Source organism: Candidatus Nanopelagicales bacterium (assembly GCA_028687755.1).
Taxonomy (GTDB): domain Bacteria; phylum Actinomycetota; class Actinomycetes; order S36-B12; family S36-B12; genus UBA11398.
This window is the reverse complement of the sequence record JAQTZL010000009.1, coordinates 65,106-80,852: the sequence shown is the minus strand read 5'-3', so window position 1 is coordinate 80,852 and position 15,747 is coordinate 65,106. Positions and strand designations below refer to the sequence as shown.

At 51.9% G+C, this 15,747-nt stretch carries 19 protein-coding genes; 18 read left to right on the top strand and 1 reads right to left on the bottom strand.

The genetic code is table 11. The features are described 5' to 3' along the window. The 4 genes from PHN51_10450 to PHN51_10435 all read left to right on the top strand — a co-directional run. On the top strand, nt 1-282 hold a 282-nt coding region (locus PHN51_10450; GenBank protein MDD2819195.1), incomplete at its 5' end, for a hypothetical protein. A 350-nt stretch (nt 283-632) separates the two neighbouring features. Next, nucleotides 633-1,076 carry a hypothetical protein gene (locus PHN51_10445; protein MDD2819194.1) on the top strand — a complete coding sequence of 148 codons (444 nt, stop codon included), beginning with the start codon at nt 633-635 and terminating at the stop codon, nt 1,074-1,076. Nucleotides 1,077-1,223: 147 nt separating this feature from the next. After that, nucleotides 1,224-1,811 (top strand): hypothetical protein, encoded by a 588-nt coding sequence (locus tag PHN51_10440; GenBank protein MDD2819193.1) that lies wholly within the window; start codon nt 1,224-1,226, stop codon nt 1,809-1,811. Nucleotides 1,812-1,822: 11 nt separating this feature from the next. Continuing rightward, complete coding sequence (locus PHN51_10435; GenBank protein MDD2819192.1) at nt 1,823-2,065, top strand: hypothetical protein; 243 nt, start codon at nt 1,823-1,825, stop codon at nt 2,063-2,065. A 42-nt stretch (nt 2,066-2,107) separates the two neighbouring features. On the opposite strand, the gene PHN51_10430 is transcribed toward PHN51_10435, so the two are convergent. Continuing rightward, the gene (locus PHN51_10430) at nt 2,108-3,199 is read right to left on the bottom strand and encodes a hypothetical protein (protein MDD2819191.1); all 1,092 of its coding nucleotides are present in this window, start codon (nt 3,197-3,199) and stop codon (nt 2,108-2,110) included. A gap of 107 nt (nt 3,200-3,306) precedes the next feature. Here PHN51_10430 and PHN51_10425 point away from each other — a divergent pair, with 107 nt between their 5' ends. From PHN51_10425 to PHN51_10360, 14 genes are all read left to right on the top strand, one after another. After that, nucleotides 3,307-3,876: a hypothetical protein gene (locus PHN51_10425; GenBank protein MDD2819190.1), complete on the top strand. Its 570-nt coding sequence runs from the start codon at nt 3,307-3,309 to the stop codon at nt 3,874-3,876. Between the two features lie 120 nt (nt 3,877-3,996). Further along, on the top strand, nt 3,997-5,847 hold the full coding sequence (locus PHN51_10420; GenBank protein ID MDD2819189.1) for a hypothetical protein: 1,851 nt from the start codon (nt 3,997-3,999) through the stop codon (nt 5,845-5,847). Between the two features lie 290 nt (nt 5,848-6,137). Continuing rightward, nucleotides 6,138-7,499 carry a hypothetical protein gene (locus PHN51_10415; GenBank protein MDD2819188.1) on the top strand — a complete coding sequence of 454 codons (1,362 nt, stop codon included), beginning with the start codon at nt 6,138-6,140 and terminating at the stop codon, nt 7,497-7,499. A gap of 281 nt (nt 7,500-7,780) precedes the next feature. Continuing rightward, nucleotides 7,781-8,776, top strand: a complete 996-nt coding sequence (locus tag PHN51_10410; protein MDD2819187.1) for an HNH endonuclease signature motif containing protein — start codon at nt 7,781-7,783, stop codon at nt 8,774-8,776. A 36-nt stretch (nt 8,777-8,812) separates the two neighbouring features. After that, entirely contained in the window at nt 8,813-9,010 is a 198-nt protein-coding gene (locus tag PHN51_10405) for a hypothetical protein (protein ID MDD2819186.1), read from the top strand. Continuing rightward, nucleotides 9,007-9,615, top strand: a complete 609-nt coding sequence (locus PHN51_10400; protein MDD2819185.1) for a hypothetical protein — start codon at nt 9,007-9,009, stop codon at nt 9,613-9,615. Before PHN51_10405 ends, PHN51_10400 begins: the two co-directional genes overlap by 4 nt. Further along, nucleotides 9,616-10,245: a hypothetical protein gene (locus PHN51_10395; GenBank protein ID MDD2819184.1), complete on the top strand. Its 630-nt coding sequence runs from the start codon at nt 9,616-9,618 to the stop codon at nt 10,243-10,245. Continuing rightward, nucleotides 10,242-10,433 (top strand): hypothetical protein, encoded by a 192-nt coding sequence (locus tag PHN51_10390; GenBank protein ID MDD2819183.1) that lies wholly within the window; start codon nt 10,242-10,244, stop codon nt 10,431-10,433. Before PHN51_10395 ends, PHN51_10390 begins: the two co-directional genes overlap by 4 nt. Before the next feature lie 55 nt (nt 10,434-10,488). Next, nucleotides 10,489-11,286: a hypothetical protein gene (locus PHN51_10385; protein MDD2819182.1), complete on the top strand. Its 798-nt coding sequence runs from the start codon at nt 10,489-10,491 to the stop codon at nt 11,284-11,286. 10 nt (nt 11,287-11,296) lie between these two features. After that, nucleotides 11,297-12,424, top strand: a complete 1,128-nt coding sequence (locus tag PHN51_10380) for a hypothetical protein (GenBank protein MDD2819181.1) — start codon at nt 11,297-11,299, stop codon at nt 12,422-12,424. Nucleotides 12,425-12,558: 134 nt separating this feature from the next. Further along, nucleotides 12,559-12,927 carry a DUF1874 domain-containing protein gene (locus PHN51_10375; GenBank protein MDD2819180.1) on the top strand — a complete coding sequence of 123 codons (369 nt, stop codon included), beginning with the start codon at nt 12,559-12,561 and terminating at the stop codon, nt 12,925-12,927. 90 nt (nt 12,928-13,017) lie between these two features. Beyond that, nucleotides 13,018-13,455 carry a hypothetical protein gene (locus tag PHN51_10370; GenBank protein ID MDD2819179.1) on the top strand — a complete coding sequence of 146 codons (438 nt, stop codon included), beginning with the start codon at nt 13,018-13,020 and terminating at the stop codon, nt 13,453-13,455. 2 nt (nt 13,456-13,457) lie between these two features. Beyond that, entirely contained in the window at nt 13,458-14,018 is a 561-nt protein-coding gene (locus tag PHN51_10365; protein ID MDD2819178.1) for a hypothetical protein, read from the top strand. Between the two features lie 78 nt (nt 14,019-14,096). Then, nucleotides 14,097-15,746, top strand: coding sequence for a hypothetical protein (locus tag PHN51_10360; GenBank protein ID MDD2819177.1), 1,650 nt, complete (start codon nt 14,097-14,099; stop codon nt 15,744-15,746). The last annotated feature ends 1 nt before the right edge of the window (nt 15,747 follow it).

Here is a 15,747-nt window from a genome sequence, read left to right as displayed (position 1 = left end):
CGCAGCACTTTTGTGATGACAAGTTCGTGGTTCTTTTACCTCGGTATCAAGCTGGAGCAACCTGAAAAGAAAGTGCTTCCAATCCTGAAACTGACTATCCAGGTCATAGATCCTAGCTCATATTACACAAACGGCTCTATGGATGATTTGCTGGTCGGACTTCTGCAAGCTGGCTACACGCCAGAAGAGGCCATGAAGATAGCCCTCCGTCATCATGTCCACTCTCGTGACTTCGGTTATGATACCCTCAGTCACGAAGACCTGTCACCCATGGTAACGTAATAATACCCACGGGTGTATAATGTGACGGAAAACCGTGTATCCGGCACGGTAGCGCAGAGGTGGACGGGACTTTTGCGCCGGTTGGAACCGTCTGGTGTTGGTAAGCCACCAGGTCGATGTCGCTGCGGAAGCAGGATAGACCGAATGCCTACAAGTGACGGCCTTGAACCTCCCTAAAGGGAGGGCGTTGCCCTTGAGGATCTTTGGCACCTACCAGCTATGCTGGCGGCATGTCAGATAAGATCCGACAGGGGAGCGTTCGTGGGCTCCCTAGTTGATGAAAACTTAAAACACACTCAGGTCTCCGGACCTGAGTGTGTCTTTTTATCGTTTACCTGAAAGAGAGAAACATGGCGACAGCTAAGAAGAAATACAGACCAGGTAAGATCGTCGCAAGACCCCCTGTCCTGGTCAACAGTTTTGTGTTGTTCAGACCCTTCGAGGAGGCCCTTAAACGGGTCATAGAGACTGGACAAGCTGAGGTGGATGAGCACGGCATCACTATCTACAGAGACGTCTCTGGGAAGCCTATGTCGTACTGGCACACATTGCAACAGTACATAAGGATCCTGGAGATGTGGTCAGGGAAGACAGGAAGACCATTTGAGACGAAACCCCTGAAAGATCTGCTGGACCAACTGAAGGATCTGAAAGTGTTGGATGAAGAGACCGCCGAGATCACACTCGCAACTTTGGTCAAAGCACAGCAGATCTTTGCTACCATTCCGCATACCGAACTGTTGAAGATGACAGCTGTGGTAAGGATGGAGTTCAGGGAACGCAAAACCGTTTGAAAAATTCCGGTGACCGAAGAAAAGACCACCGTGGGGTGGCTTTTCTTTTTTGCTTCTGACAAAGTTATGGTCGCATATATAGCTACTGCCCACACCCACTGAACTCGTTCACATCAGAACTAGCGGTCGGGTATTTAAGGAGTAACCATGATTCCAGCTCCCTCAGAAAAGCCAACCTTTCTTCTGGTTAGTTTTCCTCTCTACGCCAGCAATGGCGAGTTTCTTGCCACCAACGATCACCGCTGGGAATTCAAAGATGGCACGGTCTTTATGACAGCCTATGAGTACCACCAGCACTACGGAAAGATCATGGTGGTACAGACACCTAAAATCGTCCAAGATCCCACCGACAAGCACGAGCTTGTAGAAGCCATCAAAGCTGGCAAGCTGAACATGTTTCCATTTCTGTCTTACCGTGGTAAGAACGCTGTCGAGCGACTGTTGCAGCAGACATTGCGCGATATCAAACAAGAAGAACAGCGTGCCGCCTTTAACGCCAAAGTTGCAGAGCTGGAGTCGGAGTATCCGCGGCTCCCTGATGATCTGAAAGAAGCTGTGCGTGACTTTGATTACTACTACGAAATGGCGGATGACATCAGTGTCTGGCGTCGTGGCCGAACCAGAGAAAATGAACTTGTCAAGCAACTGACGGCTGTGGGTGCAGACAAGTATATGGATCAGTATCGTGCGCTTTTGAACGAGCGTTCCAAAAATCAGACCACTCAGACAACATAAGGAGGTACACAGTGCATATCTACGCCTACGACAACCAAACGTCCTATATCGAGAAAGAACCAGCGCCTGATCCGGACTACCTGTACCAAGACGAACAGAACAAGAAAAAGGTAGATCCAAGCAACCTTCTGCTCGCTCTTATGCGACGTGCCGACATTGTTGACGAGGCCACACGTTTTGACAGGGCGTTTCGCGCTCGCCTCTGGCCAATACCGGGGAACGGTATTTTTGACGGCAGCGAAACTCTGAGCTGAACAAATAGCAGAAGACCAGTCCGGGATTATCCCGGACTGGTCTTAGCTCATGTTGATGCGGTTCAATTTTTCAAGCAGGTCAGTCTCTGTCTGTGTGTCGAACAGATTCAGCAACCCTTTGTCGTTCAGCAGTCTCTCACTGAACTTTTTCCAGTCGTTGATAAACCCTTTGTTCTCAGACTTGCTTTTACAAGCGTCCAGGAGAAAGGTCATGTATCTCAGACGTGAAGCCACGATAGCCGGCTTAGACTGACGCGTTCCAAAGAAGTCTGGTAATGCCAGCAGCTCTGAGGCATCCTCGTTAAAGACCAGTTTGATGTGTCGAAGCATCTCGATGAACGTCATGGGCTTCTGAGTGATCTGCTCCAGAACTTCATCCACATACCTGTTCAGCTGAGTGTCCGGTTGAAAGATCTTGAAGGCGTACTTCTTGTCAGGCTCTGTGTACTCCGTGCCGTAGAACCTGTCGATGACACGGTTAAGCAGCGTGTGATCGATTACGTCATCCATCATGTTAGGTAGCACATACTTGATCACAAAGTTGTTCTTACCCAAGATCAGGTCTGTGTCCGCTTTTCTGTTCTGCTCTTTGAGGAACTCTCTGTATTGCAGTGCCAGCTTAGGCACATTGATCAATACAGAGCCTATACCGCTTTTGTTACCATCGTTGGTACCTAAGGGTAAAAGAATCCTGGTATCGTTCCTAGGGTGCGTTAAAACGCGCACAGAGGACTCGTTCTTCCAGTTCCTGACAAAAGCATCTGCGTCAAAGCTTTCATAGCCAGCCAAGATCAGTTCACCTCCTCCGTTGCCGAAGAAGTGTGGTGGGTGAAAGACACCCTTTTCGATGTCACTGGTGAACTTGAAGTGTTTGGCCAGATAGACCAGACGTCGGTCCACTGACTCCAGGTACTGGTAGGTGTCGCTTCCCAGGTTCAATGGAAAGTGTTCTACCATCCGGCTGATGATGTTGGTGTTCTTGACAGCAAAGTTTCTGGTTTTGTAGTAGTTGTCGATAGCGTCCCGGTTGAAGATGTAGTGCCTTCGCAGGTAGTCCACGTCCCGCTGCTGTGTCACTCCTGTCCGTGGGCTTCTCTGGAGGTACGAGCGATCGAAGATTTCTAAATACTGCATGCCCGCTTCCTGTAATAAGGTTTCACACGATACCCCAGGTGCATCGGAAGCTTTTTCGATACCATGTATATTAACTGTAGCAACCCCAACTTTAAGGAAAGACACACATGTCTATCAATAAACAGAAGCACTCCCTGGGCCTCCCTTTGGAGTATGTTTACAAAGCCTTCCTGAGTGGCGAGGCCTTGAAACCGGAGCTGCTTCAGCGGGTGTACGAGACGTACACCCTGAACAACAGGGCTGATTATGTCACGGAGATGCAGTGTCTTCGTAACCAGCTGGCCAATTGGGAACACGGTTCCTGGAAGAACGAAGTGTACACGGTGAGGACGGGTGACTATCAGATCACACCAGCAGAGACGATGTTGTTGATCCGATACATCAATATTTTTCACCATGGACAAAGGACTATCATCGTCAACGATGACTTGGTCTATGTGACCGAGAAGCTTGCTGAGTTCCCTGATAACGAAATCATGGACTACTTGAACTTTCGTCTCAACCAGATCCAATACTATCGGATCGGAAAGAACGCGGTCAAAGAGCAGCAGATGTTCCAGTATCCGACGGTGGAAAGCGAGACAGCGCGCCAACCGGTGTACCCCAGTTACCACCCTAAGGCACAGAAACCTCAGGGTCAGGTGTTTATCATGTCCACAAGAAGAAAGGCGAGCTGAGCAACCAAAAAGTAAAATTTTACTACACTGGTAGAATAAAGTGAGTTGAAGCAAGAGAGATCTTGCTCAACCGGGAACGTCAATTTTCATCATTCATCAACGTTTTTTATAGGAGCCAACATGGCAACGCACAACGCTTTCACATCCGCAGCAGCCGCACCCACTCAATCCGCCCAAACCCAAGACGATGGCAACTTTCGTCGCCAGCAGCCCGCAGCAACTTTGAACCCCGTTTCCTTTGGACTGGCCAATCAGCTCGGCCGCTTCGGCACCGGTGGCGACACCTTTGACAAGATCTTCAAGTTGTTCGGCGACACCATGAAGAAGATCACCGAGACCGCCACTGACGGTGGTCAATGGAAAGTCATCCGTTTGTTGACTACCGACTCTGGCCTGAACTACTCCGCGATCATCGTGATCCGGATCCTGGGCGGCGTGTGTGCGGCACACACACTGATGATCGAAAAGACCGGCACCTATCCGCGGTCGTACACCGAAAACATCAACAACGTGCCTTACACGTTTGTGTTGACACCGGCCGAGGCAATGGACGAAAACTACGCACAGAAAGTGCGTATCGCTGTCTCGGCAGCTACGTCCGTCCCCCCTGCCGATGTTCAGCTGGTGGACAGCGTGCTCGTCCCCAACGAGTTCAACGCTGACACCGAAGAATCGGTCTACGGCCTGCTGTCCAACTCCCTCAACGCCCTGGGCGCCGAGACCGAGTTCCGGGTGAACGACTATCGCGGCTGCAACCTGCAGCAGCTGATCGCCGACAACCCCCGTGGCAAGTTCTATGTCTCGATCGCGTTCAACGCTGACGAGGCCTCGTACCTCGACGCAGTGGGCATGCCCATTCGCCAAGACGTGTGCGTGACCCTCTCATTCCGGAACAACACAGCGGCCAACCGTCGCTCTGTCAACCAGATGGGAGAGAACACGATCATTAGCCAGACTTACGGCTACATCGACTTCGAGTACACCCAGCCTCGTCCGATGAACGGCGTGATGGGAACACAGAAGTTCGTGTCGAACTTCATCATCACTGGTATCGAGAGCCCCACCTACGCTCTGACACCTGATCTGATGATGATGGGTGTGGCCAGCGTGGCGTCTCTGAACCAGGACATGTCTTGGACTCAGGCGTTCCGTCCCACGCCCGCTCGCAAAAACGAGATCGACCTCAACGACATCGGTGCGCTGAACCTGGAAGGCAACATCTCGCTGGATCCATCTGGCTACGGTCGTCGCTACGACACCAAGTCCAAGAACTTCCAGCCCGCTGAACTGGTGACTTTCCTGACGGCCATGTGCTTCCCGGACATGATGATCTCGATCGATCTGCCCAAGGCCAGCCCCAATACGTGGGCAACGTCGATTTTCCAGTACATGCACTTCTTGAACGACCCCAATGCGTACGCTCGCATGGCTGAGTTCCTGAGCTTCGTCACCAACGGCCGCTATGTGCAACCCAACGTGCCGATGTTCCACGTGGCAACCAACAAAATCCATGGCGGCTTCTACCGCGCCAAGGACGGTTACCGTGACCTGCGTCACCTGTCCAGCTACCTGGCGGTGGCCAACTGGGTGGCAGACACCAGCCAAAGCCCCAGCATCCTGACTGAGTACACGAACACTCTGTACGCGACCACGATGCCGGCCGAACTGCGTGCTTGCGTGCGCCGGAAGATGATCGACGACATGTCCGGCAATACCGCGGTGTACAAACAAATGTACGATCGCCTCACGTTTAACACCGACAGCCTCCGTGCCTGGATCGGTGCTCTGAACGCATCTGGCTGCCAGCCTCTGTTCGACTCCACCAGCGGTGGCAACGACATGTTTGTGCGCCGTGCCACTGCGGACTTCGGTTCCGCGATGCTCGGCCAGGACATCCGCTTCGCTGGCAACGCCAACGTCGGCTACGGCAGCTACGGCGCCTACCAACAAGGCTACGTTCGCAGCTGGTAATCAACCAGATCGGCTGACTTGAACTGACCCTCAGACCACCTCACAAGGGTGGTCTGAGGTCTTTTCTTTTTCAAATACCAATGTTAATGGCGACTCCGAGAAGGTGCACCGGAAATAAACCCGGTTAGGTACATAACAGCTGTACCACCTTCATCAACCCTAGAGGAGAACTCAGCGTGAGAAAGAGAAGCTATCTTGGAACATGGCTTAAGATCATGACCCTTGTGTATACCGCGTACGCTGTGTACGCGGTGTGGACTGTTTTCATTCAACCAACTTAAGGACGAAGCATGCCATCGGCACTTCAATTGATCTCCTATGACGACCTCTACAACCGGATCACCTCCGATAAAGTACTGATCAATCAGATCGACCCGCTGTCAGCCCAAAACAAAGAGCTGATCGACGCCATGGCCATGAAGAACTACGCACAGGACAACCTGTCGCTGATCCCTTCGTGCCAGTGCGGATGTACCACAGGCACCTACTACGTAGGGACCGTGTGCCACCTTTGTAACACCAAGGTGGTCAACGGACTGGATGACCCGATCTCCTTCTTGCTCTGGGTGCAGAAGCCTCAGGGGGTGGAGCTGTTCATCTCGCCAGCCATGATGCGGATCCTGGTCCTCAGGTACACCATCGGTCGTCCTAAAGTGTCGTTGATCGAACACATCTTGATCCCGACCTATCGTGCGACCATGGCCAAGAGCATGAGTAACATGATGACCATCGAGAAGCTGGATCACCTGCTGGAGTCGCACAAGATCCCCAAGGGGTACAACTCCTTTGTGCAGAACTTCTACCGGATCATCGAACTCCTGGAGACAGAGATCCTGTATACCAAGGAGACGACGGACTTCACGTTCATGGCGCTGCTGCGTGAGAATGAAAAGGAGATCTTCAGCAACTACTTGCCCTTCCCGAACAAGATCGTGTTTGCGTCAGAGTCCAACGAGTTAGGACGGTTCTTCGACCGCGCTCTTCTCTCTCCGATCAACGTGATTCGGCGGCTGTCAGGTATCGATCTGCGAACACGACCACCTGCTATCAAGCAGGTCAAGGTGGCCAAGTCACTGATCGAGATGGGTGCCTTCTACGAGAAGTACATGAAGGACTACATCTTCAAGAAGTACGGCTTGGTGAGGCAGAACATCGGGTCTTCCCGGAACCACTTCACTGCCCGGGCGGTGATCGTGAGTATCCAGGGTGCTCACAGACACGATGATCTGCATCTTCCGTGGAGTGTGGCCTGCACGCTGTTCCGACCGTTCCTGCTGAACCTGCTGGACAAAGAAGGCCAGATGAGTTACAAGGAACAGGTGCGGTTCCTGACTTACCATGTCAGGCTGCATCACCCTTGGATCCAGCAGGCCTTCGAGAAGATGATCGCCAGTACCCCTGGCGGTATCGTCGCTCTGCTCAGCCGTAACCCGCTGTTGCACCGCGGCAGTATCCAGCGGGTCTGTATTGTTCGGATCAAGAACGACCCTGACGATACGACGTTCTCCATGTCTGACCGGATTGGCGCTGGATTTAACAGTGACCACGATGGTAGAATTATTGCCATCGTTATAAACTTCCTTAATTGCTGGAAACTCTCGCTAGACAGTTACACCACAGCGGATGTAGAAATACAATACGCCACGGTTTGAAAAGTAATTGGTAGAGACAATCAGCAGCGAAGACGCTAAAGAACGCTGTGAAGCGTGCTACGCGTAACGTTCAACGACTATCGAAAGCACAGCTATGCTGGAAGCGAGTAGAGTAGAGCCAAGTGGTAGGCGCCAGCCTTTAAATCGAAACAGGAAGCATCCGTAAGGATGAAGATATAGTCTAAACCGGTGGGTGACCATCGGAGTCTTAAATCTGGACAATTTAAGACAGCCGGAAATAACGAGCCGGCAGCTTCTACGACAAATTGAAAAGGAAATCAATGGAAAGAAAAAAGATACCATTTAGCAATGACTTTTACGTCGACACTGACGGCAATGTCTATGGTGTCGACGGAAATAAAAGAAACACTTGCGTTAACGGCGACGGCTACATAACCGTCAACATAAAAACTAGCGAAAACTTGTGGATAACTTTTGGAGTTCACAGGCTAGTAGCTATAACTCATATACCAAGAAAGAGACCGGATCAACATCAAGTTAATCACAGAGATCTTGATTTAACCAACAACCGCGCGACCAACTTAGAGTGGGTGACAGCCTTAGAGAACAACACTCACAGCGCGGTGATGCGAGCTGACCGATCGTGTATTTCGGTATACGCGGTAAAGGCTGGTGTGCCAACAGCTGGCTACTATAATGCGCACGACGCCGCTAAAGCACATGCGAGCACAGCGCTAGATGTTTGGGATTCGATAAAAGACGGTACGGAAATTGCGGGTGTTATCTTCTGTTTCCGTAAAGCTAGTCATTCCCTACCTGCCGAGCTGACCCATAACAGACGAAACAACTTTAAGTCAGATGCCGATAGAACATCCGCGGCTGTAAAGTCCATGGATATCTACTCCGGCGAAGAACGACATTTCAGTTCAATAGGTGAGGCTGCACGGTACTTCCAGACAAGTCCGAGTCACATCTATGTCTCTATATCTAAAACGGCGTATCCGCGTGTTTTTCGCAAGCGGTATCAAATCGCCTACAGTTGTAATGATTTTCCGCAAATGACTGCTGCGGAAATCGAACGTGCCAAAAGCCATGGGCGTAAGCAAGTGCTTGCATTCAATTTCATTGATCGTAAGTGCTATGTGTTCCCTAGCGCGGTAGAGTTTATTAAGCAGACAAAGCTTAGTAAAAAATCGGTCACAGTCTGTTTGAAGAAAAATCAAATAAGACAAATCGGCGATTGGGTAGCAGTCTATTCAACCGTTGAAAATGCAAAGTTATTAGCATCCTATCTTTCGGGTCCAGCTGAAAGATAAGATCCCTCAATTAGTAGAAGCGATAAAAGCGCAGCAATGCGTACAATTTCCTTGGATGAGCTGAATCTCTACTTGCCGTTGACAGATCTGGTCACAATGGCAACAGAAAACATGCGTCCATATCACAACGTGTTGGGTTTCTCTGGCCCCAACGACTTCAGTAACAACATCAAGTTCCCAAAGACACACATTTCGACTTTGGCAGCTTGGATGAACGACGAGAACTACTCATGACAAAATTGCTTTACACCATCTACGCCAACGTGCTGATCGGTATTCTGATGTGTCACCTGTGGGCACTGAATCTGATCGGTCGCGTAAAGGAGCTCTGGGATATCCCGGACGCAGTGACCTCTGACCCTATTGGGTGCTATGAGCAATCCAGCGTCTATGGCGCTATCGGTCGGTATCTGAAAGGTCGGGCAAAATTCAGCGACCTGATGCGGTACTTCTATCTCGCAGAAAGTGAGAAAGCGGAACTTGGGGTTGACGTGTTCTATATGCAGCGTGCTGCGATGCTGAAAGCCGTAGCGACAGGTACGGTAAAGGCAAGTGACGCTGAAGCATACATTGCGCTCAGTTCCGTGACAAACTACCATTTCACGATGGATCGCGGTGACTTGTCGAGACAGCTCTGGTACAGTCGCATGCGATCAGAGTACTCAGTGACCTCCTTGATCAACCTTCTGTTTGATCTGGGGTACCTGACGGGTGAAGAATCGCGCAACTGTCTGGCTGTGCTCGCTGACGGTGCACACAGAGTGCATTTCACACCGGCTCTTCTTCTCGACAAAATCCTTGTCGATCGCTTTACCCAGTTATTACAGGAAGGTCTATAAATGGGCGTAGTCGCCACCATACCAGAAGCTGGTCTGTCCTATGTCCTCTACGGGGACAAGTCAGACATCGTGGCAGGGTACCTGGCACGACAGCTGGAATCACTACCAGCGCATCACGGCAATCCTTACCTGGACCGTATCCGTCAAGCAGTGACCGCCAGCTACAACTATGTCACCGACACGTTCATCCGGTCGGGTATCATGAATCAGTTGCAATCGTCAGGAACCACAGCCTTGGACAACTACTTTGTGGAGTTGACAACGGTGGCTGAGTTTCAGACAGCCAACCCGACCATGCAGCGGTACATCATGGCTCACCCTAAAGTGAAGCAGTTGTACCTTGAGCAGAACATCGACGGATACTCGGACTCCTACAAGAACGTCTTCGGTAACGAAGTCGGACACTGGGACTACAACTACCGCCGAGTCATGAACGGTGTCGTGACAGACACAGACGAGCATATGCACTATGCGTTCTATGAGGAAGATCTGGTCCCTGGTGACAGAGAGCTGCTTCCTTACGAACAGTTCATCATGGTCAACACCTACCACAACTTGGACTTCCTTCTCAGCAATGTGAAGATTGACTTTACACATCAAACAGACCCCAACGCAAAAATCAACAAATGACGCAGCAAACTCTGACCAAGACCCAGCTGGAAGAACTCAACCAGCTGCTGACCAACAAAGACCTGGTGCTCCCGGACTTTCGTCGGACTGTCCACGCCACCGGTGGTAACATCGACTGGCTTCGCAAGAACCTGCTGAAGCGCAACCCCAACGCAAGTCCCACTTTGCGTAAGTTGCTGAGCATTTAACTGTTCCCTCTAGACTGTCCTTTCGGGCAGTCTAGAGTTTTCTTTTAGGAAGATCATGACACAAAAGAAAGAATACAAGCCCTGGATCACGAACATCTCTCGTGACCAACTCCGTGATCGGCAGTACGAGAGACCCGATCAACCCGTGACTCTGATCCAGATCGTGGACCCCAACGAGATGGTCAAACCACCCTCCCACCCTGAAGACTTTGCCGCGATACACCATTTCCGGTACTACCCGTGTTTCCACGAGCAAACCCGATCGTCCAACAATTTGGACGAGGAAACAGCCAAGCTCATCCTGAAAGTGCTGAAAGAAGCCAAGCAAAGCAATCACTCAGTGATTGTCCAGTGCGGTGAAGGTCGTGTCCGGTCCGCTACTCTGGTTGACGTAGCAGCTTCTTTGCTGGACTTTGACTATGTTCCAGGCACGCAATTTGATCCCGCTTGGGATGATGCGCGTATGTTCAGCCGGGTACACGGCGCTGAAACTCGTTATCGCATCAAGTCGTTGACGGTGACGTTTGTGCCGACCCAGAAAGAACTTCCAGGCAAGAAATCTCACGGTGTCTCTGACCTCATGGTCCGTCAGCTGGCGCGCGAGATACTGCCGCTCACCAAGCTCTTGGGCGAACGCGACTGCGGCGAAATCACCGGTATCACAGCGGACGCCTGGTTCACAGAGGTGAGTGTGTTAGAGGCACCTGCTAACACCGCTTCGGTCATTGTCTGCTACAACAACAGCGACTGGTCTGTGCCAGCTTATCGGTTGTCGACTCTATTAGCGGCACAAATGTCTGCCATAGACAATCTTGCAACCATCACGATTACCAACGTCAAAGTTCAACACTAAGGAATCAATCATGGAAAACACATCTCCCACCAGCGCCTACGTTTTGTTCTACCACGCCAACTGCCAAGACGGGCTCATGGCGTCGGCGATCGCGCTCAGCTTTTTGCCAGATGCCTACAGCGTCCCCATCAATTACGACAGCCACGACGTGTCCCCGGATGATTATGTTCTCCATCTGGGTACAAAAGTGGCCAAGGAAAACAACGGCGTGGCTTTTACCGCGGATATGAAGATTTACTTTCTGGACTTCTGTCCGAAACCAGGTCAGATCCGCGCCATGTTGAACAGCGGCTATGCGATCACAGTCGTTGATCATCACAAGTCGGCCTACCAGGACTTCTGTGCCACTGTCGGTCTCGAAGGGTTTGATGACTTCAATCCAAGGTTGGCGGTGGACGCGCCAGATCTCTCCTGTGACGGATGGAAGGCATTTGCAGTTGACGGCTTTGCGTATTTGTACTGTGAGACAAATAGCGGTGCTCTGATGACATACAAGCTTTTCCAGTGGATGACTCTTGGACTGTTGACGCCCGAGGAAGCCGCCGAAGAAATCCTGACAGTGCCCAACTACGTCAAGTGGGTCTCTGATCGCGATCTCTGGAAGTTTGAGTATCCTGAGACCAAAGCCTTCAACTCCGGGTTTACCCGCTATCGTCAGGTACATCCTCGAATGCTGGTGGGGCTTCTGACACCACCTAAGGTGGACGAGATCGTGGCAACGGGTCAGGCGTTGTTAGATCACGACGATGCATACGTCGCCAAACACGCGAAGAACAGCGTGGACGTGTTGACCGTGGTTAACAAAGACACCCGTACGCCAATTGACCTGGTGGGTGAGTCGGGCGAAGAAGGTGTCTGGAAAATGGCACTTTACAACTCCAACCATCTGGCCAGCGAGTTGTGCGACGCCTACTTCAAAAGCCAAACTGAGATCCATGTCATGGCGTGTTATACAGTTGTCAGCAAAGACAAGGTGATCTATCAGACTCGTTCTCGCGAAGGGTACGTGTGTGTATGGATCGCTAAGTCATTCGGCGGCGGTGGTCACGACAGGGCTTGCGGTTTCACCACCAACCTGGCCACCTTGCTGAAGTTTCTGAAGACAGGCGAGATCGCTGTGAACTTGCCTAAAGACTAAAGTAGCAGAGGAGAAGGTCTAGACCTTCTCCTCTGAGTTACTTTTGATTTTTCTTCAGTTACATATATACACACTGAACATACCCTATTGAACTCGATCACATCTGGTCTGGCAGTGGGGTGAAGGAGTTCAACATGGCTACATACCTCTGCAATGCGTTCAGTTTCAACATGGTCGCTGCACAAACAGCGACCATCAAGATGCGCGAAATCACCCGCGAGGAGACGCGTGAGTACCTCCTCGCACCTGAAGAGTGCTGGGGTGGACTGGGTCATACGGCCCTGGACCCACGGGTCAGGCAGGCGGTCGGCCATGCCGACACCTGTGGACTGTTTGCCCACGAGCTTGACATCGCTGGCATCGCGCCGGCACGGGTCAACGTCGCCCTGGAGAAGGGCGACGACCTGATCGTGGGCCAGTATTCTGGTCCACGACTGCCCGAAGGGGCAACAACCCTCCCCGAAGGAGCCAGCATCCGGTGGCTCTTGGTTACCATTGAGTAACCGCCCCCTAACCAAGGGTTAGAAAAGACCACCAGAGGGTGGCTTTTCTTTTTTGCTTTCGATGGTGTGATCGCTACACCAGGAGCCCCTATGTACAACTTCGCAGCTCTCTCTGACCAAGGGTGGGTAGAAGACAGCCAGTCTACCCTCTCGCATCTGTTCATGTGCTACATGCTGACAGACGCAGCACAGTCACTTCTCTTCCAGAACAACCTCATCAGTCTTCCCAACACCTACCACCAGTTCATCAATGATCCAGCCGGCATGGCTACCCAGGTAGCCACCGATCTTCGCAGGCTTCTTTCCAGACACTTTGCTCAAGCAGAAGCCACAGCCCGTGCGGTCGAGATCACACCTCGGTACTACGCTGTGCTGATGTCTGCTGTTGTCATGACTGAAAAAGGTGAACAACTCCAGCTTTCCAAGGTCATGGAGATCCAAGGAGATGACTTGAGAAATATCATTGATGCCAGCAATTATGGTGACGGAGAGCGCATTCTCTCAGACATTGCTTTACGCAGGAGTTAACCATGGATCAGCACACACTGACTGCCGCTGTGCAGTCCAAAGTCACCCACTTTCAACAGACCACCCAAACCAACGGAGACGCGCTATTTCAGCAGCTGGTACAAGACATCCAACCCAAGACTATCCCGGAAGACGTTTTCGTGCGGTACTTTCTCCCGTCGTTTCTGGGTGGTGAACAGAATCCACGCTGGGTGGCGGAATGGGTGAGCATCGCTGGCACGCCTTCTTGTCCCGTGGCTGTGGTCGATGTTCGTGGTAAAGAACTGTACCGTGTACCGCCACTGTACCTGACAGAAGCCGTCACAGCTGCGCGCGTTGGACCGAGCTTCAAACAGATCGCTCAGACCGCCGAACTCTACAGCAACAGTTTGGCTGGTAACGGCGGGTACTTGATGGATGCTCTGTCCAAAAAACCCATGCAAATCAATAGCGACGATTTCCAGCGCGCCAGCCAAGTCTGGTACTCCATCTTGGCACGGTACAACATCGTTCCACCCCAAGCAGTGGGAACTCAAATCACACCACCGCCACCCGCTTCTGTTTCCGATATGTTCGAGTACTGACTCACAGCCACACCAGGGAGCCGATGGTTCCCTGGTGTGGCATCGTGTGGTCGACTTTTTTAAGAGAAAGGGTTCATCATGAGCGGAACTGCTATCGGAATCGTAGGGACGGACGGGCACACCCCCATCCAGAATGAGCTGTCAGGATTCAAGATGTTCTCTATCCATGAGATCTATCTGGGTTTTGAAGGCCAGAACAAGTACATCCCCAACGTCAATGACTGGGTCGTGGAACCAGAGACAGGGAAGATGTGGCGCGTGGCTACGCTGAGCCCTATCACCTTCATCCCGGAACTGGCACCTATCCAGGTGCAGCGAGATGTCACAGTGGATGAGATCGTCGCCGACTCCCCCACCAACTACAAGCTGTATTACGACACATCCATCTTCCCTCACACCCTGACGGTGGATGGTTTCCTGCACATCAACTCAGAAGCTGCTACCACAGCGCGCATCTATCGCGGTGAGTTTGTGGACCCAGCCAGGATCATCTCCAGGCGTTACAACAACAGTGGCGTCTACGTGGGTCATGACATCCCCCTGACACTGACAGCCTTCAACACACTGACCAATCTTGCCATCAAATCAGTTCCCACCTGCAACACCGATCAGACGCTTCTGAACGGTGACACCTGCACACTGGTGATCTATGACTCTGCCGGTAAGGTTCGTGGTCGCGCGCCTCTCGTCGTGGACAATACCACGTTCATCTCTCAGTCTTACGCTGAGCAGAAGTACATCGTGAACATCTACATGAAGTCTGCGTTCATCTCTGACAGCAGTGCTTCTGATGTGGACTATCCTGTCAACCTGCCTCTGGCCTCTTTCAGCCCTATCGGTGTCGTGCAGTACAACGACGGCACTGAGGTGGAGTATCCGATCGACGGTGACAAGTTCACACTGGATGGCCTGAATTCAGCCATGTCCACGATCGTGGGTCACAGCGCGCCACTGGTGCTGCGGTACCGGCTGTCTTCCAACGAATCAGGTGTGGCGTCTGTCACAGTGGATGGACACTTCATCCCCAGACCTTATCGTCTGCGAGTGAGCGCCGCCAACACCAGCTACAACGTGAAACTGTTTGCGTACCCAGTCTGGATCGATACCAACTCAGGTTACACGCTCCGTGTCTACCTGATGAACCTGGATCGCTCCATGATCTACGATGTGACTCACATCGCAGGTCTGGCCACGAACTCACCGTCATTCAACCCAACTGCCTACGGGCTGACACAGCGCCTCACCTACGCACTGAACTTGTCCACCGTCTCTGGTGTGTACAACAACTTCATCCACGTGCAAGCGATCGACGTGATCCTCCGAGCTCCAGCCTACGATGGCGCAATCAGCAACATCTGGGAAGTGGCTTCACAAGTGCCGTCTCCAACAGCGTACTACGGCACCAATATCCGTGCCACGGTGGATGCGCCCACACAACGCAAGCTGAGCATCGGTAACAACTTGCCCACGGTGACTGAGTTCGTCAACAAGGTCTACAAGACCACACATCCACTCTTCAACCCAGTCGTTGAGACATCAGCGCCCACACCCACGCACATCGAAGTGCGTCATGGCGGTGAGTCGGTGGTCATCGACATCCAGAACTACCAAACACCTGTCCAGCTCCAGAACCCTGTGCCGCCTCTGGCCACAGTCGATCTGGTGTTCTTGCGACAGACCACCTCTGGCTATCTGAAGCTCTCAGTGGCAGCTATGACGGTGAGGTAAC

What these genes read in the sequence shown, in the direction of transcription:
- PHN51_10445 (MDD2819194.1), top strand. Translation starts at nt 633, where the DNA reads ATGGCGACAGCTAAGAAGAAATACAGACCAGGTAAGATCGTCGCAAGA.
- PHN51_10440 (MDD2819193.1), top strand. Translation starts at nt 1,224, where the DNA reads ATGATTCCAGCTCCCTCAGAAAAGCCAACCTTTCTTCTGGTTAGTTTT.
- PHN51_10430 (MDD2819191.1), bottom strand. Translation starts at nt 3,199, where the DNA reads ATGCAGTATTTAGAAATCTTCGATCGCTCGTACCTCCAGAGAAGCCCA.
- PHN51_10425 (MDD2819190.1), top strand. Translation starts at nt 3,307, where the DNA reads ATGTCTATCAATAAACAGAAGCACTCCCTGGGCCTCCCTTTGGAGTAT.
- PHN51_10420 (MDD2819189.1), top strand. Translation starts at nt 3,997, where the DNA reads ATGGCAACGCACAACGCTTTCACATCCGCAGCAGCCGCACCCACTCAA.
- PHN51_10415 (MDD2819188.1), top strand. Translation starts at nt 6,138, where the DNA reads ATGCCATCGGCACTTCAATTGATCTCCTATGACGACCTCTACAACCGG.
- PHN51_10410 (MDD2819187.1), top strand. Translation starts at nt 7,781, where the DNA reads ATGGAAAGAAAAAAGATACCATTTAGCAATGACTTTTACGTCGACACT.
- PHN51_10405 (MDD2819186.1), top strand. Translation starts at nt 8,813, where the DNA reads ATGCGTACAATTTCCTTGGATGAGCTGAATCTCTACTTGCCGTTGACA.
- PHN51_10400 (MDD2819185.1), top strand. Translation starts at nt 9,007, where the DNA reads ATGACAAAATTGCTTTACACCATCTACGCCAACGTGCTGATCGGTATT.
- PHN51_10395 (MDD2819184.1), top strand. Translation starts at nt 9,616, where the DNA reads ATGGGCGTAGTCGCCACCATACCAGAAGCTGGTCTGTCCTATGTCCTC.
- PHN51_10390 (MDD2819183.1), top strand. Translation starts at nt 10,242, where the DNA reads ATGACGCAGCAAACTCTGACCAAGACCCAGCTGGAAGAACTCAACCAG.
- PHN51_10385 (MDD2819182.1), top strand. Translation starts at nt 10,489, where the DNA reads ATGACACAAAAGAAAGAATACAAGCCCTGGATCACGAACATCTCTCGT.
- PHN51_10380 (MDD2819181.1), top strand. Translation starts at nt 11,297, where the DNA reads ATGGAAAACACATCTCCCACCAGCGCCTACGTTTTGTTCTACCACGCC.
- PHN51_10375 (MDD2819180.1), top strand. Translation starts at nt 12,559, where the DNA reads ATGGCTACATACCTCTGCAATGCGTTCAGTTTCAACATGGTCGCTGCA.
- PHN51_10370 (MDD2819179.1), top strand. Translation starts at nt 13,018, where the DNA reads ATGTACAACTTCGCAGCTCTCTCTGACCAAGGGTGGGTAGAAGACAGC.
- PHN51_10365 (MDD2819178.1), top strand. Translation starts at nt 13,458, where the DNA reads ATGGATCAGCACACACTGACTGCCGCTGTGCAGTCCAAAGTCACCCAC.
- PHN51_10360 (MDD2819177.1), top strand. Translation starts at nt 14,097, where the DNA reads ATGAGCGGAACTGCTATCGGAATCGTAGGGACGGACGGGCACACCCCC.